Raw genomic sequence first — 20,743 nt, 5'->3', positions numbered from 1 at the left:
GCCTCACAGATATTTGCGGGGGTCGGCGATCTTGCCCTCGATCGCGGTGGCGGCGACGGTGGCCGCGTTGCACAGATAGATCTCGGAATCCGGGCTGCCCATGCGGCCGCGGACGTTGAGGGTGCCGGTGGAAACCGCCCGCTGCTTCTCGGTCATGGTGGCGATGCGGCCGAAGCAGTAGTCGCAGCTGGGCGAGGAGACGAAGGCGCCCGCTTCGGCGAGGGTCGAGATCAGGCCCTCGCGGCCGGCGGCGGCCATGATTTCCTGGCTGGTGGGGATGACGTTCAGCATGAAGCCTTCCTTCACCTGGCGGCCTTTGAGGATCTGCGCGGCGATGCGCAAATCCTCCAGCCGGCCGGAGGCGCAGGAGCCGAGATAGCCGGCATTGATCTCCAGGCCGAGATAGTCGGAGAGGTTGCGGGTGTTGGACGGGGTGGGCGGGATCACGACCACGGGCTCGAGGCCGGTCAAGTCGATGTCATAGACCGCCGCATAGTCCGCGTCCGCGTCGCTGAATACCGGCTCCAGCTTTTTGCGGGCGCGCGGCAGGGCATAGGCGAGGCGTTCCTCGTCCGGATTGACGATGGCGGTGATGGCGCCGGTGAACATAGCGAGGCCAGTGATGGTCTGCAGGCCCTCGGTGGTCAGGGACTTGAGCGCCGGCCCGCCGATCTCCAACACCTGGAAGCGGCAGGAGGCCGGGCCCATGGTGCGCACCAGGTGGTGGAAGACGTCGCGGGCCATGACGCCGGGGGTGAGCTCGCCCGACAGGTTGACGCGCACCGTGTGGGGCACGCGGATCGAAACCTTCTCGCGCACGAAGGCTTCGAGCACGTTGCGGCGCATGCCGATGGCGAGGGTGCCGAAGGTTCCGAGCTGGCTGATATGGCCGTCGAAATGCACGACGAAGGCGCCGGGCGTGGCATAGCCCACTTCCGCGGCCACCTGGTGGCCGATGCCCTTGCGCTCGAACAGGGGGACGTTGTTCTCCTTGCACCAGGTGCGGGTGCCGATGTGCAGCTCTTCTTCCTTGGGCGTGGTGGCCGGCACCATGTGGTCGATGAAGATGGCGAAGCGCTCGGGCTCTGCCACGCGCTCGATGCCGAAATCCTCCTTCATGCTCTTGAAATAGACATCGGTATAGCCGGGGAAGTCATAGGCGAGCACGAAATCGGGCTTGGCCATCAGCTCGTCGCCCGCCTTCGCGGAGGGCACGCCGGCGGCGCGGGCCAGGATTTTTTCGGTGATGGTGAAACCCATCGTCGTTCCTCTCCTATTGAGCCAGGCCCAGCGAACCCGGATTCATCAGCCCCTGCGGGTCGACCGCGCGCTTGATGCCTTCGAGCAGCGACCAGGTCTCGGGCGCGAGAACGTCCTTGAAGGGATAATCGCGAGCCACCTGCCAGCTGACGCCGCCCAGGCTGACATAGAGCTCCTGCGTGGCACGCCTCAGCTCGGCCACCGCGTTGCGTGCCTCCACATTGGCGGGGCGGTCGCGCCAGGGCCTCACCACGTCGTCGCCCAGGCTCTTGGCGTGAAGCGGGGTGATCTCGTCCATCCAGTAGAAGGCCGGCTCGAGGAAGAACTCGTTGCCCACGGTCATGGACATGACGGAATAGACGATGCCGTGCTTGCTCATAAAATCGCGCTTGGAGGCGAAAAAAGCATCGTTCGCCTCGGCCACCTTGCGGCCGCTGCTCAAGGGGAAGACCGCGTGGATGGGCACCCAGCGCTGGCCGTCGAGCCCCAGCATGCCGCGGGTGGGGCCGAAGGGCTTCGAGCGCATGACCTTCGGCACCGTGTTCTCGATCTCCTTGCCATAGCGGTTGCCGATGTCGCGCACGCGCTGCATGGATTCGGCAAGCTCGCCCGGCGTGCGGGCTTCGAGCACGAGGTGAAGGGTGTAGTTGTGGGCCTTGAGGAAGGCGGTGCCGCCGGTGGCGGCGCTGACCGCGTCCTTGAGGCCGCCGAGCATGGTCTTGCCGCCGGCGACCAGGTTGCCGAGGGTCTTCACCCCGTCCATCAGCTTGTTCACGGAGGCGGAATGCTCCGCCTTGGTGCGGTCGATGCCGAAGCCTTCGGAAATGGCGCGGGTGCGGGCCATCTCCACCTGGGCCTGGGCCATGATGGGCATGGTTTCGAAGCCGAAGGAGAGAAAGCCGATTTCGGCGGGCTTCGGGTGGAGGCGAATGGTGGCGGCGAGCTTCAGGCCCATGGCGCCGTTGTCGCCGAGGAACAGGCCGGTGAGGTCCGGCCCGCCTTCGCGGGTGAAGGGCTTGGCATCCTTACGGCCGCCGGAGCCGGTGGTGACGATGCGACCATCGGCCAGCGCCACGGTGACGCCGATGACGCTTTCGGCCACCGTGCCATGGGTGGTCGAGCCGAAGAAGGCGCTGTTCTGGGAGAGGGCACCGCCCACGGTGGCGTTGATGCCGGAGAGCGGCCCCCAATAGGCGCTGCGCAGGCCGGTGCCTTCCAGGGCCTCGTTGAGCTTGGCCCAAGTGCATCCGGCCTCGACGGTCACATACATGTCGTCGGTGTTGAGCTCGATAATCCGGTCCAGGCGGCGGGCATCGATGACGATCGAGTCGGGCAAGGCGGGCAGGTACCCTTTGGTATAGGACATGCCGCCGCCCCGCGGCACCACGGCGATGCCGGCGCGGGTTGCGGTCGCCACTGCATGAGCCGCCTCTTCGGCCGTCTTCGGCAGGACCAAGGCGAGCGGCAGAATACCCGGCTGCCAGAAGATGTCGTTGGCGTAGTAGGTCCTCGTCGCATCATCGGCGAGCACGGTGTCGGGACCGAGATCCTGGGTCAGGCGGTCGATGACCGGATGGGTGCCGGCGGCAATGTTCTCGGCCAGGGACATCGGCAGCTTTTCTCCTCAATTCGTCCAGACGACCGGCTCGAAGGCGAAGCCTGCGCCCTCGCGCCGGGCATAGCCCGCGTGCGGCGCGCCGAAGTGCTGGGGAAACAGAATGGCATTGGCTTCGGCGGCCATGTTCAGGAGACGGGCACGGGTGGCGGGTGCCCGCTCATTGTCCTCGCAGAAGCGGGAATTGAGGGTGGGGCAGACGATCTGCATGGGCTGGTGCAGCACGTCGGCGGTGAAGATGCCCATTTCGCCGTTGGATTCGACGCGGATGTTGAGCTGGCCGTCCGTGTGGCCAGGGGCTGCATCGAAGGTGATGACGCCCAGCAGCCTGTCGCCCGGCTCGACAAAATCCACGAGGCCGGCCTCCACCACCGGCATGACGCTGTCGGTGATGACCGGCCCGCCCTCGGGCTGGGCGCGCAGGCTGCGGCCGTCGCTGGTCCAGTTGGCATATTCCCGGGCGCCGAAGATGTAGCGCGCCTTGGGGAAGGTGGGCACCCAGCGGCCATCTATGAGCACGGTGTTCCAGCCCACGTGATCGACGTGGAGATGGGTGTTGATGACGTAGGTCACGTCTTCCGGAGCCACTCCTGCCGCGGCGAGCCGGTCGAGATAGGGCAGGTTCAGCATGTGGAAGCGCTGGAAGGCGGCCGGCGCGCGGTGCTTGTGGTTGCCGCAGCCGGTATCGATCAGGACGACATCATCGCCCACGCGCAACAGCCAGCTGTGCATGCTGGACATGAGCTTGCCAGACGCCGGGTCGAGGAAATTCGGGCTCTTGAGGATCGGGAACGCCTCGAGCAGCGCCGGGCTGTAGGCCGGGAACAGGAAGGCCGGATCGAAGCCGGGCGTCAGCATCTCTTCGATGCGCGCAACACTGACCTCGCCAATTCTCACGCTGCCCGCCAAGGGATCCTCCGGTTCTTTTGATTGGGTCAAAACAAGCACCGCGGCCTGGTCGTGTCAATATACAAAATTCATTTCATGATACGAAATGATTGTGCGATGATCTCGGCGTGGCGAACGGGTGAATCAGACCGGGTGCACGGGTGCGGGAACTCCGCTATTCACGGTTGCGCAAGGGGTAGGTCAGGGGAGGCGATGTGGACGTGAGGGACAATGCCAGGCCGTCCGAGGGCGCGGGAATACCGTCAGCCGGCGAGGACAGGAGCTCGATGAATGTGCGCGCGGTCACCCGGGCGATCGCCATTCTGAAGTCGTTCGAGGGGAAGAGCCTGCAGGGGCTGGCCGAGATCGCGGCGCAGACGGGGCTCGACAAGGGCACCACCCGGCGCCTGCTGGTGACGCTGATGAACAGTGGCTTCATCGCCCAGGACCCGGCCACGCAGCGTTATGGGCTGGGCCGGATGATCCGCAGGCTGGCGGAGAACGTCATCGACAATTTCGATCTGCGCGCGGCTGCGACCCCGCTGCTCGAGGAACTCGCCACGGCTTTCGACATGACGGCCTTTCTGTCGATCTACCAGAACGGCGCCGCCATCTGTCTGGAGCGGATCCACGGGGCGGGCGGCATGGAACTGCGCTGGTGGCCGGTGGGCGGCTCGATGGCGCTCAATTGCGGCGGCGCCCCCAAGGTGCTGTTGGCTTATCAGTCGGAGGAGGAGATCGAGCGGGTCCTGTCGGGGCCGCTGGCGGCGCTGACGCCGAAATCGATCACCGATGGCGACAAGCTGCGCGCCAGGCTCAACAAGATCCGCCAGCAGGGCTACGAGTTCGCGGTCGACGACGTGGCCCTGGGGCTGGGGGCACTCGCCGTGCCCGTTCTCGACCCGGACGGCAAGGTGATCTGCGCGGTGAGCCTCTCGACCCTGGCGCCGCAGATGGTCGAGCGCAACAAGCCGAAGCATCTGGACAGGCTGCTCGCCGCAGCGGAGGTCATCCGTGGCCGGCTGGGGTTTGGTTCGGGGGAAGGTTAGCGACGGGCTATTTGTATTCGATCTCGATGAAGGCCATGGGTGCCGCGCCAGCATTGATGACATTGTGCGAAACGCCAGCTTCGCGGTGGTAGGCGGAGCCTGCAGGCATATCGACCCGGCGGGTGCCGGAGGCCTCCTCCAGCGCGAAGGCGCAGTCGGTCATGGTCACCACCACGTAGCCGTAGGCGTGGACGTGATGGCCGGTTTCGGCCCCCGGCGCGAAGTCCCATCGGGTGATCCGGACGACCTCGTCATCGAGCAGGGTGGTGGGCACGGCGGCGGGTCTGTTGGCCATTAGGTCATCTCCTCTGTCATCCGGGCGGTCAGGCCTTCAGCGATGGCGCGGATGTGGCGGTGGTCGGTGCCGCAGCAGCCGCCAAGCACCTTGAGGCCGAAATCGCGGTGGAGACGAAGCATCTCCTGGGCAAAGCGGCCTGGATTGCCTTCCTCCAGATGGTCGAGCTTGTCGAGCTCCTCGGGCGGCAGGCTCGAAGCATTGGCCTTGAGACCGACGACGCGCGGGCTGCTGGCGGCAGGCCAGGCGGGGCTTTCATGGGCGGTCCGCAACCGGGTCGGGTGCACGCAACCGATGAGCCAATGGACGGGGGCAGGCGAGGCTTGCGCATCGATCCGCGGCACCGCCTCGTTGAGCGGCGTGCCATCGGGCATCAGCCCCTGATCATCCACCACCGGCGCCAGCGCGTAGGGCAAGCCGGTTGCGGCCATGGCGCGGGCCACGCCGAGCAGCTCTTCCACACTGGCGAAGGTCGGAGCATAGAGCAGGTCTACCCCTGCCTGTGCGAGCACTGCGGCCTGAGCTGCATGATAGGCCTGCGCCGCACCGGCCTGAGGGGCGCCATGGGGATCGTAGCCGTCGCGGCGCGGACCGATCACGCCGGCAATCACCACCAGATCATCGAGGCCCATCTCACGGCGCATGTCGATCAGGAAGCGTACCGCCTCGCCGTTCACCCGGGCGAGGTCGTCCGGCGCGGTGAAGCCCTGGCGTGCAAGGCCCTCGGGATGGGCGCGCCAGGTGGGCGTGCCCACCTGCATGGGCAGCCGGAACTCCGTGGCGATGGCGAGATAGCTGCGGTAAAGAGCGGTCAGGTCGCGGCGACCAGCCTCATCGAACAGGGGCAGGAAGGACGCGAAGTCCGGCAGCGCCCGGTGAAACTCGTAGATCAGCCTGGTTTCGACGCCGCCGTCGGCGAGCATAACGGGTGCATCGGCGATGGCCTGGGCGGCTCGGGCACGACCGGCTGATGACGTGGCTGATGGTTGCGAGTTCACGCGGCTTGCCCTTCCGTCTAGCCCGCGCCAATAGAGCAGACCGGGCGAGGACAGGCAATGTCGGTGCGCGGAAAGTTTCGCTCTCTAGAGAAAGGAGGCCCGGCACCAGGGGAGGGAAGATGCCGGGCCTCAACGCTGCCACCGCGGCGCGGTGACAGGAACCCAAACAGACAGCTAACCACGGACGAAAGGTGGTCAGGCCCGCGGGCGCGGTCGTTGCTCCATCGCGCGCTTCAGGCGCGAGGCTGCCTGCTCGGCCCGTTCGCGCGAGACGAAGCGGCTGCCGTCCAGGAGCGCGAATGCCGCATTGGCCGCGTGAAACCGAAACGCGCGCTCATGTGCAACGAGGAATCCCGCAAGCACCTCATCAACGAACAGAGGCTTGGCGAGTTCCGTGCCTGCATCAAGGAAAGGGTGGTGGAGGGACATGGGTTCGATCTCCGCAAAGGCCGATTGCGTGTCACGGACCGCTGTCCGTGGCGCTTTAGCGATTGGTAACGCGGGCGCAAGCTGCTCCTCAAATCCCGCGGATCGTTCGAAATAACGAACAGAAGCAGTTAGCGGTGAGCCAGGGCTGTTGTCAAGGCTCGATGCGGATTCAAGCGGGTGAGCCCTGGCCGGCAGCATGGCTTCTTGCGTTCGCTTCTGCATACGAAGGGCCATGGCCCCCGCGCCGGGCGGAAAAATTTCGCTCCGACCGTAGGGAGGAGGCCCGAGCTTCGTTGAACGGCAGCAAACAGGATGCGGCCGATAGACGAAGGAGACTTGGACATGGCGAATCGCCCTTCTCTCGTTACCGCGGTGGCCGCCGCGGTGATGCTGACCGGCGCAAGCTTGGCCGAAGCCCAGGAACTGGGCTTTGCCGGGCGAGCGGTCTTCAACCAGCTCGATGGGAACAAGGACGGCTTCATCAGCCGTGAGGAGCTGCGTGCAGCACGCGCCCAGCGTTTCGACCGGCTGGACAGCAATCGCGACGGCGCGCTCACCATCGCGGAAGTGGAAGCGGGCAAGGGCCGGGCGCGGGAGCATTTTGCCAAGCGGTTGGCCCGGGTGGCGGAGCTTGGCAACGAGATGCCCACGCCGGCCGAGCGGCTGGCGAGCATGGATGGCAATCGCGACGGCAGGGTCTCCCGCGAGGAATATGTCGGTGCGCCGGCCCCCTGGTTCGATCGCCTCGATCAGGGTGGCCGCGGCATCTCACGCGAAAGCCTGGGCGCGCTGCTCGGCGGCGCCCGTTGAAATGCATTTCCAACAGGAGGGAAGCACATGAAATATTCCGTGATATTCGCTGGAGCGGTGGCCCTGCTCCTCACGGCAAGCACCGCCCAGGCGGACAGCTGGTCGCGGAGCTGGATCGGTCCGAACGGGGCAAGCCGGTCGGTCAGCGGCCATTGCTCAGGGGGCGTATGCGACCGGCACGTCCACAGCGTGGGTCCGGATGGAGCGAGCCGCAGCAAGACCTCCCGCTGTGGGCCCTATGGCTGCAGCCGCCACGTCACCACCACCGGGCCGGGCGGCGCCACGTGGTCGCGGTCAAGCCGTGTTGTCCATGGGCCATACCGCAGCTATCGGTACTCGAGGGTGACCGGCCCGGCAGGAAACACCTATGTGACCCGGCGGGTCTGGCGCCACTGGTGATGGCCAGGGCGGCGGCGAGATGCGGGAGGCGGCAAACGACGTGGCTGGGCCGGCCGATGACTCAGCTTCGGACGAGGCGCTTCTCGCCAAGGTTGCGGCTGGCGACCGGCGGGCCTTCACCATGCTGATGCAGCGGCATGGCGGGCGCGTCCGCGGACTGGCGCTCGCGTTCAGTGGCCGGGCAGCGGACGCGGACGACATTACCCAGGACGTGTTCCTGCTGCTCTGGCGCCGGCCCGACGCGTGGCGGCCGGGCCCAGCCAGCTTCACGACTTGGCTGTATCGCGTGGTGGTGAACCGCTGCCTCGACCTCGCCCGCCGGCAGCGCCTCCGCCGATGGCTGCCCTTCGGCGCCGCGGTGGAGCCACCGGACGAACGGCCGAGCGCGCTCGATGCGCTCGGCGGCCGCGAGGATCTGGCGGCGACCGCCCGCCTCATCCGCAGCTTGCCGCAAAAACAGCGGCTCGCCCTCCTGCTGGCCATTCAGGGCGAGCGAAGCAATGCGGAAATTGGCGGGATTCTCGGCATCAGCGAGGGCGCAGCGGAGCAGTTGCTGGTGCGGGCCCGCCGCACACTGCGCAGCAGGATGAGCAGGGAGACGGCGCTATGAGCAGAGATGAGTTCGAGGCAGCGCTTTTACGGTTGGGTGCCAATTTCGCTCTATGGCCCGATGAATTGCGATCACAGGCGCAGGCCTTGGTGAGCGAAGACCCGGCTTGTGCAGCGCTCCTGGCTGATTTTCGGGCCTGGGAGCGGCAGCTTCGTGCGGCGGTCCAGCCGCAGCCGTTCGGTGCGGCGGACATTGGCCGGGTCTTGTCGGCCGTTGACGCGGCGGAAGCGGGCTGGCGCCCGGGCAAGAGCTTCTGGATCGCCGGCGCGAGCTTGTCGGCGCTCTCCTTCGTGGCGGGCGTCGTACTGATGCTGCAGACGCTGGCGCCGGAAGACGTGCTCGGCGTGCCCTTGTCCTTCATTGCGCTCGCCGCGGGTCAAGGCGACATTGGAGGGCTGCTGTGACCAGGACGTCCCGATCGACCATGGCTCTGGCGGCGGCGCTGCTCGTGTCGATCTGCTTCAATCTGTTCGCCGCCGGCGCCATGCTGGGTGGCCACCTGACCGAACGTCGGGTCGCGGTGGCCGCCGGCAGGGTGCTCGAAGCCTATCCCCCGGCCATTCGCCGGGATGTGATGCGCCGGCTCATTGCGGAACGCGCCGAACTCATGGAGGCCGTGGCCGAGTTGCGCCAGGCGCGGCAAGCCATGTTTGCACAGATGCGCGCCGATCCGCTCGACAGGGCGGTTCTCGCGCGGACCATGGCGGAGGTCAGGGACAGGATCAGCACAGTCCAGGCGCTGCTGCAGAATGCGCTGCTCGCGAGCATCGAGGCCGCGCCGGCCGCGGAGCGCCAGTCGATCAGACCGCCTGCGCAGTTCGGCGACCGCTTCGAGTTGCGCGAGGAATAGTCCGCGAACCGGCTATGCCGGTCGCGGGAAGGCGCTAGATCCGCCCCAGGAGGACCAGAATCAGGACGATGATGAGGATGACCCCGATGACCCCTCCGGGTGCATAGCCCCAGCCGCGGCTGTAGGGCCAGGCCGGCACAGCGCCGATCAGCAAAAGAATCAAGATAATGAGCAGGATGGTGCCGATTTCCATGTGGTATCTCCCGGAACTCGCCCCCGAGAGCGGCTTGGTCGGGGGCTGTCCGGCTGGGAAAACGGGCAAGCGGCGTAGAAAGTTCCGCGCCACCGGGCGTGCGGAGGGGCGGGAAACGAAGCGCCCCGCCGTGGAGGGCGGGGCGCGGGTGCCGACGCGAGAGAGCGCTCAGTCGTTGGCGTAGATGTCGCGGTCCTTGGTTTCCGGCAGGAACAGCATGCCGATCACCAGGGTCATCACCGCAACGGCGATCGGGTACCACAGGCCGGAATAGATATTGCCGGTCGCGGCCACGATGGCGAAGGCCGTGGGAGGGAGGAACCCGCCGAACCAGCCATTGCCGATGTGATAGGGCAGCGACATGGAGGTGTAGCGGATGCGGGTCGGGAACAGTTCGACCAGGGCTGCCGCGATCGGACCGTAGACCATGGTGACGTAGATGACCAGAATGGTCAGGAGGATCACGGTCATCACGCGATTGATCTGGGCCGGATCGGCCTTGGTCGGGTAGCCGGCGGCCGTGATCGCCTCCGTCACCGTCTTCTTGAACGCGTCCTGCTGCGCCTTCAGCTGATCCGCCGGCAGGCCGGTGCCGTTGAAGCTCGGGATCTCCTGGTCGCCGATCTTGATCGAGGCCACGGTGCCCGCGGGGGCCGAGACGTTCTCATAGTTCACGGATGACGCCGCCAACACCGACTTGGCGATATCGCAGGAGCTGGTGAAGCTTGCCGTGCCGACCGGATTGAACTGGAACGAGCATTCGTCGGGATTGGCGACGACGGTCACGGGAGCGGAGGCCTGGGCCGCCTCAAGCGCCGGGTTCACGAAATGGGTGAGGCCCTTGAAGATCGGGAAATAGGTCAACGCCGCCAGAAGGCACCCGGCCATGATGATCGGCTTGCGGCCGATCTTGTCGGAGAGCCAGCCAAACAGGATGAAGAACGGCGTGCCGATGGCCAGCGCGATGGCGATCATGATGTTGGCGCTGGCGCCGTCGACCTTGAGGATCTGTGTAAGGAAGAACAGGGCGTAGAACTGGCCGGCGTACCAGACCACCGCCTGGCCGGCGGTGAGGCCGAGCAAGGCAAGGATGACGATCTTCAGGTTCGACCACTGGCCGAAGCTTTCCTTGAGCGGCGCCTTGGACCCCTTGCCATCAGCCTTCATGCGCTGGAAGGCCGGGCTCTCGTTGAGCTGCAACCTTATCCAGACGGAGATGCCGAGCAGGATGATGGACAGCAGGAAGGGAATACGCCATCCCCAGTCCCGGAATGCCTCCTCGCCGATGGAGGTGCGGATGCCGAGAATGACCAGCAATGACAGGAACAAGCCCAGCGTGGCCGTGGTCTGGATCCAGCTCGTGTAGAAGCCGCGGCGGTTGCGGGGTGCATGCTCCGCCACGTAGGTGGCGGCACCGCCGTATTCGCCGCCCAGCGCCAGGCCCTGCAGCAGCCGCAGGACGATGAGGATCACCGGCGCGAGCACGCCCCAGGAGGCATAGGTCGGCAGGATGCCCACCAAGAAGGTGGACAGGCCCATGATCACGATGGTGATCAGGAAGGTGTGCTTGCGGCCGACCAGATCGCCCAGCCGGCCGAAGAAGATGGCGCCGAATGGACGCACCGCGAAGCCGGCGGCAAAGGCCAGCAGGGCGAAGATGAAGGCTGCCGTCGGATTGACGCCAGAGAAGAACTGCGCCGCGATGATCGCGGATAGCGATCCGTAAAGGTAGAAGTCATACCACTCGAAGACTGTGCCAAGTGAAGAGGCGAAGATAACCTTCTTGTCTTCGGCGCTCATCTTTTGCGTGCCGGCAGATTGTCCGCCAACATATGAGGAGTCGACAGTCATGAAGACACTCCTTCCGGTATCCACCCGTTAATCGCCCGGTTGACCGAACGACTTTATTGTTCTGGAACTGGCAACAGCAATCCGGTAGCCGGCCGATTTCTTCGACGGGCCCAAGCATCATAATAACATTACAAACTGTTAATGCGATTCGACGTTGGTATGAGGTTGTAGGCTTGTTGGTGGCCCGGGGAGGAAGCCGGGGCTGGCTCAAAAATCCAGCCGGAGGATCTCCGCCAGGCTGCCCGCGGGGGCGGCGGGCGCGAAGGGGCGGCGGATGACGAGGCAATCGGCGGCGGCAAAGCTCTGCTGCAGCGAACTGTCCTGGAGACTGAACGGCTCGACGGCGAGGCTGCCGTCCGGCCGGTGCACGAAGCGGGCCCGGAGATAGTCCTGCCGCTGATCGTTTTCGGGAAGCGACTTGGCGAGCGGCAGCATTTCCAGCTCGTCCCGATGGGGGCGGCCGAGCAGGGCGGCGATCAGCGGTCTCAGGAAGATGCGGGCGCAGACCAGGGCAGATACGGGATTGCCGGGCAGGCCCAGGACGCGTGTCGAGGGAAGGCGGCCGAACATCAGCGGCTTGCCGGGGCGCATGGCGATTCGCCAGAAATCGAGGGCGAGGCCCCGCGCCGTCAGCGCCTGCTGTACCAGGTCGCGCTCGCCGACGGACGCGCCGCCGATGGTCACGAGCACGTCCGCATGGAGCCCGCGGCCGATGGCCTCGTCCAGGGCTTGCAGGCTGTCTCCGGCAATGCCGAGATCGATGGGTTCAGCGCCCATGGCACGCGCGAAAGCCGCCAGGGCGCGATCATTGGAGGAAATGATCTGATCGGCGCGCGGATTGCCGCCGGGTGGAACGAGCTCATCGCCGGTCGACAGGATGGCGATGCGCGGGCGCCGCCTCACCGCAAGCATCCCATGATTTGCTGCTGCGGCAAGGCCGATATGGCGGGCATTGAGCCGGACACCGGCGGGGATCAGCACATCACCGGCACGAAAATCGAGCCCGCGGCGGCGCACGTGTCGGCCGCGCTGGCCGGGCTCGGTGAGGACGACCGCGTCGCCCTCGCGGCGGGTGTTTTCCTGAATGACGACCGTATCGGCGCCATCGGGCAGTGGCGCGCCAGTGAAGATGCGCACCGCCTGGCCCGGGCCGAGCGTATCGCGAAAGGCGTGGCCGGCCTGCGCGGTGCCGATGACGGAAAGGCGGGGGGTCTTTTGGTCGACATCATCGCCGCGCACCGCATAGCCATCCATGGCCGAGGCATCGAAGGGCGGCTGGTCGCGGGTGGCGATGACATCGTCCGCCAAGGTGCGCTGCCAGGCCTCATCGAGGGGCACCTGCTCGGCGGGCATGGGCGCAACCCCGTCCAGCACCCGGGCGAGCGCTTCCTCAACCGGCAGCAGCGGCCCGGCCATGGTCAGGCCTCCCGATAGGGGCCGGATTTGCCGCCGGTCTTCTCGACCACCCTTATGTCGCCGATGCGCATGGCGCGGTCCACCGCCTTGCACATGTCGTAAAGGGTGAGACAGGCGACGGAGACGGCTGTGAGCGCTTCCATTTCCACGCCTGTCTTGCCGTCGACCTTGACGGTGGCAGTCACATCGATGCGCGAGGCGTTGCTATCGGGCGTGAGAGTGACTTCGGCCTTGGTGATGGCCAGGGGATGGCAGAGCGGGATCAATTCATGGGTGCGCTTGGCGGCCATGATGCCGGCGATACGGGCGGTGGCGAGCACATCGCCCTTCTGGATCTCGCCCGACAGGATCAGGTCCAGGGTCTCGGGCTTCATCCACACGCTGCCGGCGGCAGTCGCAACACGGGTGGTGACGGCCTTGTCGGACACGTCCACCATGCGCGCCTCGCCCTTTTCATCGAGATGGGTGAGGCGGGGGTTGCTCATGGCACAGCCACGGTCGATTGGGCCGGTGCAAGGCCGAGAAGCTGCCGGGTGGCGGCCGCCACATCGCCATGGCGCATGAGGCTTTCGCCCACGAGGAAGCAGCGGGCGCCAATGCGGGCGAGGCGCGCGAGATCGACTGTCGTGCTCAAGCCGCTTTCGGCAATGACGAGGCGGTCGCCGGGGATGCGGGGCGTGAGGCGCTCGGTGGTGGCGAGCGACACGTCGAAGGTCTTGAGGTTGCGGTTGTTGATGCCGATCAGGGTCGAGGAGAGCTCGAGAGCGCGGTCGAGCTCGGCCTCGTCATGAACCTCGATGAGTGAATCCATTCCGTAGCTTAGGGCGGCCTGTTCGAGCTCCGCGGCAAGCGCATTATCCACCATGGCCATGATGATCAGGATGCAGTCGGCGCCCCAAGCACGGGCCTCCGCCACCTGATAGGGATCGAGCATGAAGTCCTTGCGCAGGGCGGGCAGGGCAGTCGCGTTGCGCGCCTCGGTAAGGAAGCGCGGATGGCCTTGGAAGGACGGTGTGTCGGTGAGCACGGAGAGGCAGGCGGCACCGCCCGCCTCGTAGGCGCGGGCAAGGCTGGGCGGGTCGAAATCGGCGCGGATGAGGCCCTTGGACGGGCTGGCCTTCTTGATCTCGGCGACGAGACCGTAAGCATCCGCCGCGAGCTTCTCGCGCAGGGCGGTGGCAAAACCGCGGGGTGTGGGGCAAGCACGGGCCTCGCGATCGAGGTCGGCGAAACTCCTTGCCCGTTTCGCTGCGGCGACTTCCTCGCGCTTGTAGGCTGCGATCTCGTCGAGGATGGTGGCCATGGCGCTATCGTCCGTTCGATACGAAAACCAGCCGTTCCAGCACGGCGGCAGCGGCACCTCTGTCGATGGAGGCCGCTGCCCGCTCGACACCTTCGCCCAGCGAGGACACCTCATCGGCCACCAGCAGCGCGACCGCGCTGGTCAAAAGCACGATATCACGGAACGGGCCGGGATGTCCGGCGAGGACGTCGCGGATGGCGCGCGCATTCTCGGCGCCTTCGCCGCCGCGCAAGGCATCCAAGCTCGCACGGGGGAGGCCAGCGTCTTCGGGGGTGATCTCGAAGGTGCGGACGGCGCCGTCCTTGAGCTCGGCCACATAGGTTGGCCCGGTGGTGGTGACCTCGTCGAGCCCATCGGCGCCATGGGTGACCCAGACCCGCTCCGTGCCGAGATTGCGCAGCACTTGGGCGAGGGGCTCCAGCCACTCCCGGGCGAAGACGCCGACCACCTGACGGCGCACCCCGGCCGGGTTGGACAGGGGACCGAGCAGGTTGAAAATGGTGCGGGTGCCGAGCTCGACCCGGCTCGGGCCCACATGGCGCATGGCGGCGTGATGGGACGGGGCGAACATGAAGCCGACGCCGGCTTCCTCGATGCAGCGGGCGATGGTCTCGGGCGAGGCCTCGATATTCACCCCGAGCGCGGCCAAGGCATCGGCGGCGCCGGATTTCGAGGACAGGGCCCGGTTGCCGTGCTTGGCGACCTTGACCCCGCAGCCGGCGGTGACGAGAGCCGCGCAGGTGGAGATGTTGTAGGTGCGGGCGCCGTCGCCACCGGTGCCGACGATGTCGATGGCGTCAGCCGGCGCGGCCACCCGGGTCATCTTGGCGCGCATGGTTTCGACTGCGCCGGTGATCTCGTCCACCGTCTCGCCGCGCACCCTGAGGGCCATGAGCAGGCCGCCGATCTGGGTGGGCGTCGCCTCGCCGGACATCATGATGTCGAAGGCCTGCTTGGCCTCCTCGCGGGTGAGGGAGCGGCCTTCAGCGACCCTGGCGATCAAGGGTTTGAGATCCGCCATGACGCCGCTCAGGCCGCTTTGGCACGCTGCGCAAGGTCGAGGAAGTTGCGCAGCAGCTGATGGCCATATTCCGAGGCGATGCTTTCCGGGTGGAACTGCACGCCATAGACGGGGTGCTGCCTGTGCTGCAGCCCCATGACGACGCCGTCGTCGGTCTCGGCAGTGACCTCAAGGCTGTCGGGCAGGGTGTCCCGCTCGACGATGAGGGAGTGATAGCGGGTCGCCTGAAAGTTATCGTTGATGCCGCGGAACACGCCACGTCCGGAATGGTGGATGGTGGACAGCTTGCCGTGCATCACCTTCGGCGCGCGTACTACCCTGCCGCCATAGACCTGGCCGATGGCCTGGTGGCCGAGGCACACCCCGAGGACCGGTATACTGGCACCGGCCTTCTCGATGAGCTCGACGGAGATGCCGGCCTCGTTGGGCGTGCAGGGCCCAGGAGAGAGCACGATGGCATCCGGGGCCGCCTGGATCACTTCGGGCACGGTGATCGCGTCGTTGCGAAAGACGCGCACCTCGGCGCCGAGCTCGCCGAGATAGTGCACGAGGTTATAGGTGAAGCTGTCGTAGTTATCGATGAGAATGATCATTGTCCCATCCTCGCCTCTCCGGCGAAACGGACCGCCTCCTCGGCGGCGCGGAACAGCGCCTTCGCCTTGTTCACGCATTCCTGCAGCTCGGCCTCGGGGTCGCTGTCGGCCACGACGCCGGCACCGGCCTGCACATACATCTTGCCATCCTTGACCAGGGCCGTGCGCAGCACGATGCAAGTGTCCATGTCGCCATTGGCCGAGAAATAGCCGACGCAGCCGGCGTAGGGGCCGCGCTTGTCGCGCTCGAGCTCGGCAATGATCTCCATGGCTCTCACTTTCGGTGCGCCCGATACCGTGCCGGCGGGAAAGCCGGCGACCAGGGCGGCGATCGCATCATAGCGCTCGTCGAGCCGGCCTTCGACATTGGAGACGATATGCATCACCTGGCTATAGAATTCGAGGGCAAACTGGTCGGTGACCGTGACGGAGCCGATCTTGGCGACGCGGCCTACGTCGTTGCGCCCGAGGTCAAGGAGCATGAGGTGCTCGGCGCGTTCCTTCGGATCGGCCAGCAGCTCCTTCGCCCGCGCGTCGTCTTCCGCAGGGGTGGCGCCACGCGGCCGAGTCCCGGCCAGCGGACGGATGGTCACCTTGCCGTCGCGAACCCTGACCAGGATCTCGGGGCTCGAGCCGATCAGGGAGAAATCCTCGAAATTGAGGAAATAGAGGAAGGGCGAGGGGTTGACCCGACGCAGGGCGCGGTAGAGCGAGAAGGGGCTGAGCGAGAACGCGGTCTCAAACCGCTGGCTCAGCACCACCTGGAAGATGTCGCCGGCGAGGATGTAGTCCTGGGCGCGGCGCACCATGGCCTTGAACTCTTCCGGCGGCGTGTTTGACACCGGCGCAGCAATGGCGGCCGCATCGCAGCGCTCGCGCATGCCATGGTCCAAGTGCCGGTCGAGGGAGGCGGTCACCTCCGCCAGCCGCTCGGCGGCCTGGGCATAGGCCGCCTTGGCCGAAAGGCCGGGCTTGGGGAAGACGGGGGTGACGATGGTGACCTCGTCCTTGACGGCATCGAAGATGGCCATCACCGTCGGCCGCACCAGGATGGCGTCAGGCACGCCGAGCACGTCGGGACCGGGCTCGGGCAGGCGCTCCATCAGGCGCACCATGTCATAGCCCATATAGCCGAACACGCCGGCGGACATGGGCGGCAGATCACGGGGCAAGTCGATGCGCGATTCCGTCATGAGGCTGCGGAGCGCGGTCAGCGGCTCCTCGTCCAGCGGTGTGAACGGGCCGTCCGGTTTGGCCAGGGCCTGGCGATTGATCTCCGCCTTGCCGTCGCGCACCCGCCAGACGATGTCGGGCCTCAGGCCAATGATCGAGTAGCGGCCGCGCACGGCACCGCCCTCGACGGACTCGAGCAGGAGGCTGTAGCGCTCGTCGCGGGCCAGCTTGAGCATGGCCGCGACGGGGGTTTCGAGATCGGCGACCAGGCGGGTGGATACGACCTGCGCGGCGCCCTGGTCATAAAGGCGCGCGAAGTTTTCGAATTCGGCTTCGGTCGGCATGATGTCACGTCTTCGAAATGAGGTTGGAACGAGCGGTCACGATTGCGGTGCGGTGATGCTCGACCAAAGCTCGTTATTGACCGTGACGCCGATCTCCCGTTCGAGGCTGCTCACATATTGGCCGAACAGGTCCTCGGCCATGCTGCCTCTCAAAGCCTGCGCGAAGGCCTTGGCCTGGGCGCCGTCGGGATCGAATTCCGGCAGCTTGGCCTCGGTCGGTCGGATGATCTGCGCAACGTTGCTGGCGGGGTCAAAGGCCACGCCGGCGCCACCGATCGGGGTCGAGAAGAGGGACGCCACGGCAGGCTTGCCGAAATTTGGCACCTCGCCCGTGCGCTTCAGCAGCGGCGTCGTCGCAACGGGCACGGAGAGTTCCTGCGCCAGCTGCTCCATGGTTTTGGTGCCGTCGCGCAGTTCCGCCGCGAGGTCGCGCGCCTTCTGCTCCAGTGCTTCGCGGCGGCGCTCGGCGCTGATCAGGCCGATGATCTCGGTGCGCACCTCGTCCAGCGGCTTCACCGCCTCGGGCGTCACCTCGACCACCTCGAACCAGACATAGCCCTCGTCATCGGTGGCTATCGCGTCGTTCTCGACGCCGACGTCACTGTCGAAGGCGGCGGCAACCAGCTTGTCGCGCACCGGCACATTGGCCACCGGCTTGCCGTCCGGGCCATTGCCGGAGCGGTCGATCGCATCCACCTGGAGGACGGGCAAGTCCAGCTTCTCCGCCGCTTCGCGCAAGCTCAGCCCGCTCGCCCGCTCGTCCTCGAAGCGGTCATACATGGCGGCGATCTCCTCGCGCGCGTGCTCCAGCTTCAGGGTTTGGAGAAGCTGGTCGCGCACCTCGGCGAGCGGCTTCACCACGCTGGGCTCGACATTGGTGACCTTCAGTAGCACCACCGCGAGGCGGCCCTCCACCGGCTGGCTGATCTGGCCCGGCTGCAGGGAGAAGGCCGCATCGGCCAGGGACTCGTCCGGGATCTGGTTCTTGGTGACGGTGCCGAGACTATAGTCCGCTTCCGTGAGGCCGCGCTCCCTGGCGAAGGTCTCGAAATCGGCGCCGGTCTGCAGCTGGGCGCGCGCCGCCTTGGCCTCGGCCTCGTCCTTGAACGGGATCTGCAGAACGGTGCGCCGCTCCGGCGTGGTGAACTCGGCGATACGCTGCTTGTAAGCCTGCTCCAGCTGCGCGTCGGAAATGGTGACTTGATCGGCGATGTCGGCCGGCTCGAGCCTCACCACCGTCAGGGTGCGGAACTCGGGTGCGGTGAAGGTGCGCTTGTGGTCCTCGTAATAGGCCTGGATCTCCTGATCGGTGGGCGGCGGAACGTCGCCGGCCATGGCCAGTGGCAGGGTGAGATATTTGCCGGAACGCTCGGTGTTCTGGAATTCGTGAGCCGCCCGGACCAAGGTCTCTGGCACCTTGAAGTTGCGATCGATGGTGCTGGCGACCGCCTCCCTCAGCAGGTCGGCGCGCTCGATGGCGATGAACTGCTGCTCGGTCAGGTTGTTGGCCCTCAGCACCTGCAGGAATGTGCTGCGGTCGAACTGGCCTTGGGCGTTGCGGAAGGCAGGGATCTGCGCCACACGCTGCGCGACTGCCAGATCCGGGACCTCGAGCCCGAGATTGCGGGCCTGCACCTCCAGCGCGGTCTGCCGGATGAGATCATTCAGGACCTGCAGGTCGAAGCCGGATTGCCGCGCCTCCTGGACGGAGATCGGCCGGCCGAGACGCTGGGACATCATGCGAAGCCGCTGCTGCATGGTGTCCTGGAACTGCTCCTGGCTGATCTCGCGGTCGCCGACGGTGGCAAGCGCGCGGTTGCGCGGACCCGTGAACATGTCGGCCACGCCCCAGACGGCGAAGCTCATGGCGATCAGACCAATGAATGCCTTGGCCACCCATCCGGCCACTTTGCTTCGCATTGTTGTGAGCATATCTCGTCAGTCCCGACGTCTAAGAGCTCGTTTCAACTGGCACTCGCCGGCATCTTGGCCGCTATCGCCCATTCTGCGCTATCCGCGCATAAACACCAATGCCGCGGCAGACGCAAGCCTGCCGCGGTCAACGGCATGATATGGGCGGCCAGGGCCCCGGGGGCAAGCCTGCCAGCCCCCCGCAATGCCGAGCGATCCGTTGCAGGACGCTTGCGTCCCGGCGACGCACGGGGTTCATTATAGCGCCATGAGCGGGCGGCATGGATGGTGCCGTCCAGGGCGGGCCCGATACCCATGGATGACGAATGGCGGTGAATGGACCCAGGCCGATCATCATCGGCAACTGGAAGATGAATGGTACATCGGAGTCGCTGGGCGAAATCCGCCTGATGACCGGCATGCTCGACGGTGTGGAACTCGGCTGCGATGTGGTGGTCTGCCCGCCGGCGACCCTGATCCGCCAAGTGCACGAAATGCTCAGCGAGAGCAAGATCGGCACCGGCGGCCAGGATTGCCACCCGGAGCCGAACGGCGCATTCACCGGCGACATATCGGCGGAAATGCTGCGCGACGCCGGCGCCCGTTACGTGATTCTCGGCCATTCGGAGCGCCGCCACTATCACGATGAAAGCGATGCTCTGGTGCGCCGGAAGGCGGAAGCCGCCCATCGGGCGGGCCTCGTGGCGATCATCTGCGTCGGCGAGACCGAACTGGAGCGCGGGGCAGGCGACACGCTGGACGTGGTCTCGCGCCAGCTCGCCGGATCGGTGCCGAAGGGTTCCGGGGCCGAGAACACCATCATCGCCTACGAGCCGGTGTGGGCCATCGGGTCGGGGGTGACGCCCACGTCCGACGAGATCGGCGAGGTGCACCGGGCCGTGCGCCACTGGCTGGCGGAGCGGCTGGGCGACGAGGCGGCGCGGGCTATGCGCATTCTCTATGGCGGCTCGGTGAAGTCCACCAACGCGGCCGACATTTTCGCCATTCCCGACGTGGACGGCAGCCTGGTGGGCCAGGCGAGCCTTAAGGCCAAGGACTTTCTCGGCATTATCGGCCAGTTCGCGCCCTGCTAAACGGCGCAGCCGAGGCAGAGTGCCCGACCGGGCGCTTGATTCGCCGACGGGGCTTCCCAAATGGCCGTTTGCACTCGGGTATGTTTCGCGCTAAAGCCTGCCGCCGCATGAGGGCGTCGGTGCGGTCGGCGCCCATTGGATTGGGACGATGGAAGAAGTCATTCTCGTTATCCACCTGATCGTGGCAATCGCACTGGTTGCCGTGGTGCTGCTGCAGCGCTCGGAGGGCGGGGCGCTGGGCATCGGTGGAGGCGGCTCGATGTTCGCCAGCCGCGGCGCCGCCAATGTGCTGACCCGGGCGACCGCGATTCTCGCCGGCATCTTCTTCCTGACCTCCATCGTGCTCACCCTCATGCACAGCCGCGGCGGCACCGGGTCGGTGTTCGACGAATTGATACGCGACCAGCAGCCGGCGCAATCCTCCGGCCAGGGAGAAGGCGGCGGGTCGGGCTCGGTCCTGCCGGTGCTGCCAGGCGGGCCGACACCTGCGCCATCGCCGCCGGCACCGGCAGCCCCGGCACCGGCATCGCCCACGCCGGGAACGGCCGTACCTGGTGCTTCCGCGCCGGTTGCGCCCACGCCGACCGTGCCAACGCCGGCGGCACCCACGGCCCCGGCGCCCGGTGCGTCAGGCGAGCCTG

23 protein-coding genes are annotated in these 20,743 nt (G+C 66.5%); 8 read left to right on the top strand and 15 right to left on the bottom strand.

The features are described 5' to 3' along the window. Positions 1 to 3: 3 nt before the first annotated feature. Genes E4P09_RS24885 through E4P09_RS24875 form a run of 3 tightly spaced genes read right to left on the bottom strand, consistent with a single transcriptional unit; the run spans position 4 to position 3,784 of the window. Positions 4 to 1,260 carry a 3-isopropylmalate dehydratase large subunit gene (locus tag E4P09_RS24885; protein WP_137392372.1) on the bottom strand — a complete coding sequence of 419 codons (1,257 nt, stop codon included), beginning with the start codon at positions 1,258 to 1,260 and terminating at the stop codon, positions 4 to 6. A 13-nt stretch (positions 1,261 to 1,273) separates the two neighbouring features. Beyond that, positions 1,274 to 2,869 carry an FAD-binding oxidoreductase gene (locus tag E4P09_RS24880; protein ID WP_137392371.1) on the bottom strand — a complete coding sequence of 532 codons (1,596 nt, stop codon included), beginning with the start codon at positions 2,867 to 2,869 and terminating at the stop codon, positions 1,274 to 1,276. 15 nt (positions 2,870 to 2,884) lie between these two features. Continuing rightward, positions 2,885 to 3,784: an MBL fold metallo-hydrolase gene (locus E4P09_RS24875; RefSeq protein ID WP_205042308.1), complete on the bottom strand. Its 900-nt coding sequence runs from the start codon at positions 3,782 to 3,784 to the stop codon at positions 2,885 to 2,887. 194 nt (positions 3,785 to 3,978) lie between these two features. Between E4P09_RS24875 and E4P09_RS24870 the strand changes: the two genes are divergently transcribed. Next, positions 3,979 to 4,812, top strand: a complete 834-nt coding sequence (locus E4P09_RS24870; RefSeq protein ID WP_137392370.1) for an IclR family transcriptional regulator — start codon at positions 3,979 to 3,981, stop codon at positions 4,810 to 4,812. Between the two features lie 7 nt (positions 4,813 to 4,819). On the opposite strand, the gene E4P09_RS24865 is transcribed toward E4P09_RS24870, so the two are convergent. The 3 genes from E4P09_RS24865 to E4P09_RS24855 all read right to left on the bottom strand — a co-directional run bounded on the left by E4P09_RS24865 (position 4,820) and on the right by E4P09_RS24855 (position 6,768). Then, positions 4,820 to 5,107 (bottom strand): cupin domain-containing protein, encoded by a 288-nt coding sequence (locus E4P09_RS24865; protein ID WP_137392369.1) that lies wholly within the window; start codon positions 5,105 to 5,107, stop codon positions 4,820 to 4,822. Further along, positions 5,107 to 6,105: a homocysteine S-methyltransferase family protein gene (locus E4P09_RS24860; protein WP_137392368.1), complete on the bottom strand. Its 999-nt coding sequence runs from the start codon at positions 6,103 to 6,105 to the stop codon at positions 5,107 to 5,109. Before E4P09_RS24860 ends, E4P09_RS24865 begins: the two co-directional genes overlap by 1 nt. Positions 6,106 to 6,300: 195 nt before the next feature. After that, positions 6,301 to 6,768, bottom strand: a complete 468-nt coding sequence (locus tag E4P09_RS24855; protein ID WP_137392367.1) for a hypothetical protein — start codon at positions 6,766 to 6,768, stop codon at positions 6,301 to 6,303. Positions 6,769 to 6,876: 108 nt separating this feature from the next. On the opposite strand from E4P09_RS24855, the gene E4P09_RS24850 reads away from it, so the two are divergent. The 5 genes from E4P09_RS24850 to E4P09_RS24830 are packed head-to-tail and all read left to right on the top strand — an operon-like array spanning position 6,877 to position 9,203. Continuing rightward, entirely contained in the window at positions 6,877 to 7,344 is a 468-nt protein-coding gene (locus E4P09_RS24850; protein WP_170984639.1) for an EF-hand domain-containing protein, read from the top strand. 27 nt (positions 7,345 to 7,371) lie between these two features. Then, a complete protein-coding gene (locus tag E4P09_RS24845; RefSeq protein ID WP_137392365.1) occupies positions 7,372 to 7,743 on the top strand; it encodes a hypothetical protein in 372 nt (123 codons plus the stop codon). 19 nt (positions 7,744 to 7,762) lie between these two features. Further along, complete coding sequence (locus tag E4P09_RS24840; protein ID WP_137392364.1) at positions 7,763 to 8,353, top strand: RNA polymerase sigma factor; 591 nt, start codon at positions 7,763 to 7,765, stop codon at positions 8,351 to 8,353. Further along, positions 8,350 to 8,757, top strand: a complete 408-nt coding sequence (locus E4P09_RS24835; protein WP_137392363.1) for a hypothetical protein — start codon at positions 8,350 to 8,352, stop codon at positions 8,755 to 8,757. The genes E4P09_RS24840 and E4P09_RS24835 overlap by 4 nt, the downstream gene beginning before the upstream one ends. After that, positions 8,754 to 9,203: a periplasmic heavy metal sensor gene (locus E4P09_RS24830; RefSeq protein ID WP_137392362.1), complete on the top strand. Its 450-nt coding sequence runs from the start codon at positions 8,754 to 8,756 to the stop codon at positions 9,201 to 9,203. The genes E4P09_RS24835 and E4P09_RS24830 overlap by 4 nt, the downstream gene beginning before the upstream one ends. 34 nt (positions 9,204 to 9,237) lie before the next feature. On the opposite strand, the gene E4P09_RS24825 is transcribed toward E4P09_RS24830, so the two are convergent. The 9 genes from E4P09_RS24825 to E4P09_RS24785 all read right to left on the bottom strand — a co-directional run bounded on the left by E4P09_RS24825 (position 9,238) and on the right by E4P09_RS24785 (position 19,017). Then, positions 9,238 to 9,396 (bottom strand): DUF3309 family protein, encoded by a 159-nt coding sequence (locus E4P09_RS24825; protein ID WP_137392361.1) that lies wholly within the window; start codon positions 9,394 to 9,396, stop codon positions 9,238 to 9,240. Between the two features lie 168 nt (positions 9,397 to 9,564). Further along, on the bottom strand, positions 9,565 to 11,196 hold the full coding sequence (locus E4P09_RS24820; RefSeq protein ID WP_137392360.1) for an MFS transporter: 1,632 nt from the start codon (positions 11,194 to 11,196) through the stop codon (positions 9,565 to 9,567). A 258-nt stretch (positions 11,197 to 11,454) separates the two neighbouring features. Beyond that, complete coding sequence (locus tag E4P09_RS24815) at positions 11,455 to 12,663, bottom strand: molybdopterin molybdotransferase MoeA (protein ID WP_137392359.1); 1,209 nt, start codon at positions 12,661 to 12,663, stop codon at positions 11,455 to 11,457. A 2-nt stretch (positions 12,664 to 12,665) separates the two neighbouring features. Continuing rightward, positions 12,666 to 13,148 (bottom strand): cyclic pyranopterin monophosphate synthase MoaC, encoded by a 483-nt coding sequence (moaC, locus tag E4P09_RS24810; protein WP_137392358.1) that lies wholly within the window; start codon positions 13,146 to 13,148, stop codon positions 12,666 to 12,668. Next, complete coding sequence (gene trpC, locus E4P09_RS24805) at positions 13,145 to 13,966, bottom strand: indole-3-glycerol phosphate synthase TrpC (protein WP_137392357.1); 822 nt, start codon at positions 13,964 to 13,966, stop codon at positions 13,145 to 13,147. The genes moaC and trpC overlap by 4 nt, the downstream gene beginning before the upstream one ends. 4 nt (positions 13,967 to 13,970) lie before the next feature. Continuing rightward, positions 13,971 to 14,987, bottom strand: a complete 1,017-nt coding sequence (gene trpD, locus E4P09_RS24800) for an anthranilate phosphoribosyltransferase (RefSeq protein WP_137392356.1) — start codon at positions 14,985 to 14,987, stop codon at positions 13,971 to 13,973. 8 nt (positions 14,988 to 14,995) lie between these two features. Then, complete coding sequence (locus tag E4P09_RS24795; RefSeq protein WP_137392355.1) at positions 14,996 to 15,580, bottom strand: anthranilate synthase component II; 585 nt, start codon at positions 15,578 to 15,580, stop codon at positions 14,996 to 14,998. Beyond that, positions 15,577 to 17,097 carry an anthranilate synthase component I gene (trpE, locus tag E4P09_RS24790; protein ID WP_137392354.1) on the bottom strand — a complete coding sequence of 507 codons (1,521 nt, stop codon included), beginning with the start codon at positions 17,095 to 17,097 and terminating at the stop codon, positions 15,577 to 15,579. Before trpE ends, E4P09_RS24795 begins: the two co-directional genes overlap by 4 nt. Before the next feature lie 36 nt (positions 17,098 to 17,133). Continuing rightward, the gene (locus E4P09_RS24785) at positions 17,134 to 19,017 is read right to left on the bottom strand and encodes a SurA N-terminal domain-containing protein (protein WP_170984638.1); all 1,884 of its coding nucleotides are present in this window, start codon (positions 19,015 to 19,017) and stop codon (positions 17,134 to 17,136) included. Positions 19,018 to 19,334: 317 nt separating this feature from the next. On the opposite strand from E4P09_RS24785, the gene tpiA reads away from it, so the two are divergent. After that, a complete protein-coding gene (gene tpiA / locus E4P09_RS24780) occupies positions 19,335 to 20,102 on the top strand; it encodes a triose-phosphate isomerase (RefSeq protein ID WP_137392352.1) in 768 nt (255 codons plus the stop codon). A gap of 148 nt (positions 20,103 to 20,250) precedes the next feature. Further along, positions 20,251 to 20,743 (top strand): preprotein translocase subunit SecG (secG, locus tag E4P09_RS24775; RefSeq protein WP_137392351.1); only part of this gene is annotated, 493 nt, incomplete at its 3' end.

The organism is Rhodoligotrophos defluvii, from assembly GCF_005281615.1.
GTDB lineage: Bacteria > Pseudomonadota > Alphaproteobacteria > Rhizobiales > Im1 > Rhodoligotrophos > Rhodoligotrophos defluvii.
Note: the sequence above shows the minus strand (reverse complement) of the source record. Positions and strands in the feature narration are given on the sequence as shown.

What these genes read in the sequence shown, in the direction of transcription:
- E4P09_RS24885 (WP_137392372.1), bottom strand. Translation starts at nt 1,260, where the DNA reads ATGGGTTTCACCATCACCGAAAAAATCCTGGCCCGCGCCGCCGGCGTG.
- E4P09_RS24880 (WP_137392371.1), bottom strand. Translation starts at nt 2,869, where the DNA reads ATGTCCCTGGCCGAGAACATTGCCGCCGGCACCCATCCGGTCATCGAC.
- E4P09_RS24865 (WP_137392369.1), bottom strand. Translation starts at nt 5,107, where the DNA reads ATGGCCAACAGACCCGCCGCCGTGCCCACCACCCTGCTCGATGACGAG.
- E4P09_RS24855 (WP_137392367.1), bottom strand. Translation starts at nt 6,768, where the DNA reads ATGGCCCTTCGTATGCAGAAGCGAACGCAAGAAGCCATGCTGCCGGCC.
- E4P09_RS24850 (WP_170984639.1), top strand. Translation starts at nt 6,877, where the DNA reads ATGGCGAATCGCCCTTCTCTCGTTACCGCGGTGGCCGCCGCGGTGATG.
- E4P09_RS24845 (WP_137392365.1), top strand. Translation starts at nt 7,372, where the DNA reads ATGAAATATTCCGTGATATTCGCTGGAGCGGTGGCCCTGCTCCTCACG.
- E4P09_RS24840 (WP_137392364.1), top strand. Translation starts at nt 7,763, where the DNA reads ATGCGGGAGGCGGCAAACGACGTGGCTGGGCCGGCCGATGACTCAGCT.
- E4P09_RS24835 (WP_137392363.1), top strand. Translation starts at nt 8,350, where the DNA reads ATGAGCAGAGATGAGTTCGAGGCAGCGCTTTTACGGTTGGGTGCCAAT.
- E4P09_RS24825 (WP_137392361.1), bottom strand. Translation starts at nt 9,396, where the DNA reads ATGGAAATCGGCACCATCCTGCTCATTATCTTGATTCTTTTGCTGATC.
- E4P09_RS24820 (WP_137392360.1), bottom strand. Translation starts at nt 11,196, where the DNA reads ATGAGCGCCGAAGACAAGAAGGTTATCTTCGCCTCTTCACTTGGCACA.
- E4P09_RS24815 (WP_137392359.1), bottom strand. Translation starts at nt 12,663, where the DNA reads ATGGCCGGGCCGCTGCTGCCGGTTGAGGAAGCGCTCGCCCGGGTGCTG.
- moaC (WP_137392358.1), bottom strand. Translation starts at nt 13,148, where the DNA reads ATGAGCAACCCCCGCCTCACCCATCTCGATGAAAAGGGCGAGGCGCGC.
- trpC (WP_137392357.1), bottom strand. Translation starts at nt 13,966, where the DNA reads ATGGCCACCATCCTCGACGAGATCGCAGCCTACAAGCGCGAGGAAGTC.
- trpD (WP_137392356.1), bottom strand. Translation starts at nt 14,987, where the DNA reads ATGGCGGATCTCAAACCCTTGATCGCCAGGGTCGCTGAAGGCCGCTCC.
- E4P09_RS24795 (WP_137392355.1), bottom strand. Translation starts at nt 15,580, where the DNA reads ATGATCATTCTCATCGATAACTACGACAGCTTCACCTATAACCTCGTG.
- trpE (WP_137392354.1), bottom strand. Translation starts at nt 17,097, where the DNA reads ATGCCGACCGAAGCCGAATTCGAAAACTTCGCGCGCCTTTATGACCAG.
- E4P09_RS24785 (WP_170984638.1), bottom strand. Translation starts at nt 19,017, where the DNA reads ATGCGAAGCAAAGTGGCCGGATGGGTGGCCAAGGCATTCATTGGTCTG.
- tpiA (WP_137392352.1), top strand. Translation starts at nt 19,335, where the DNA reads ATGGCGGTGAATGGACCCAGGCCGATCATCATCGGCAACTGGAAGATG.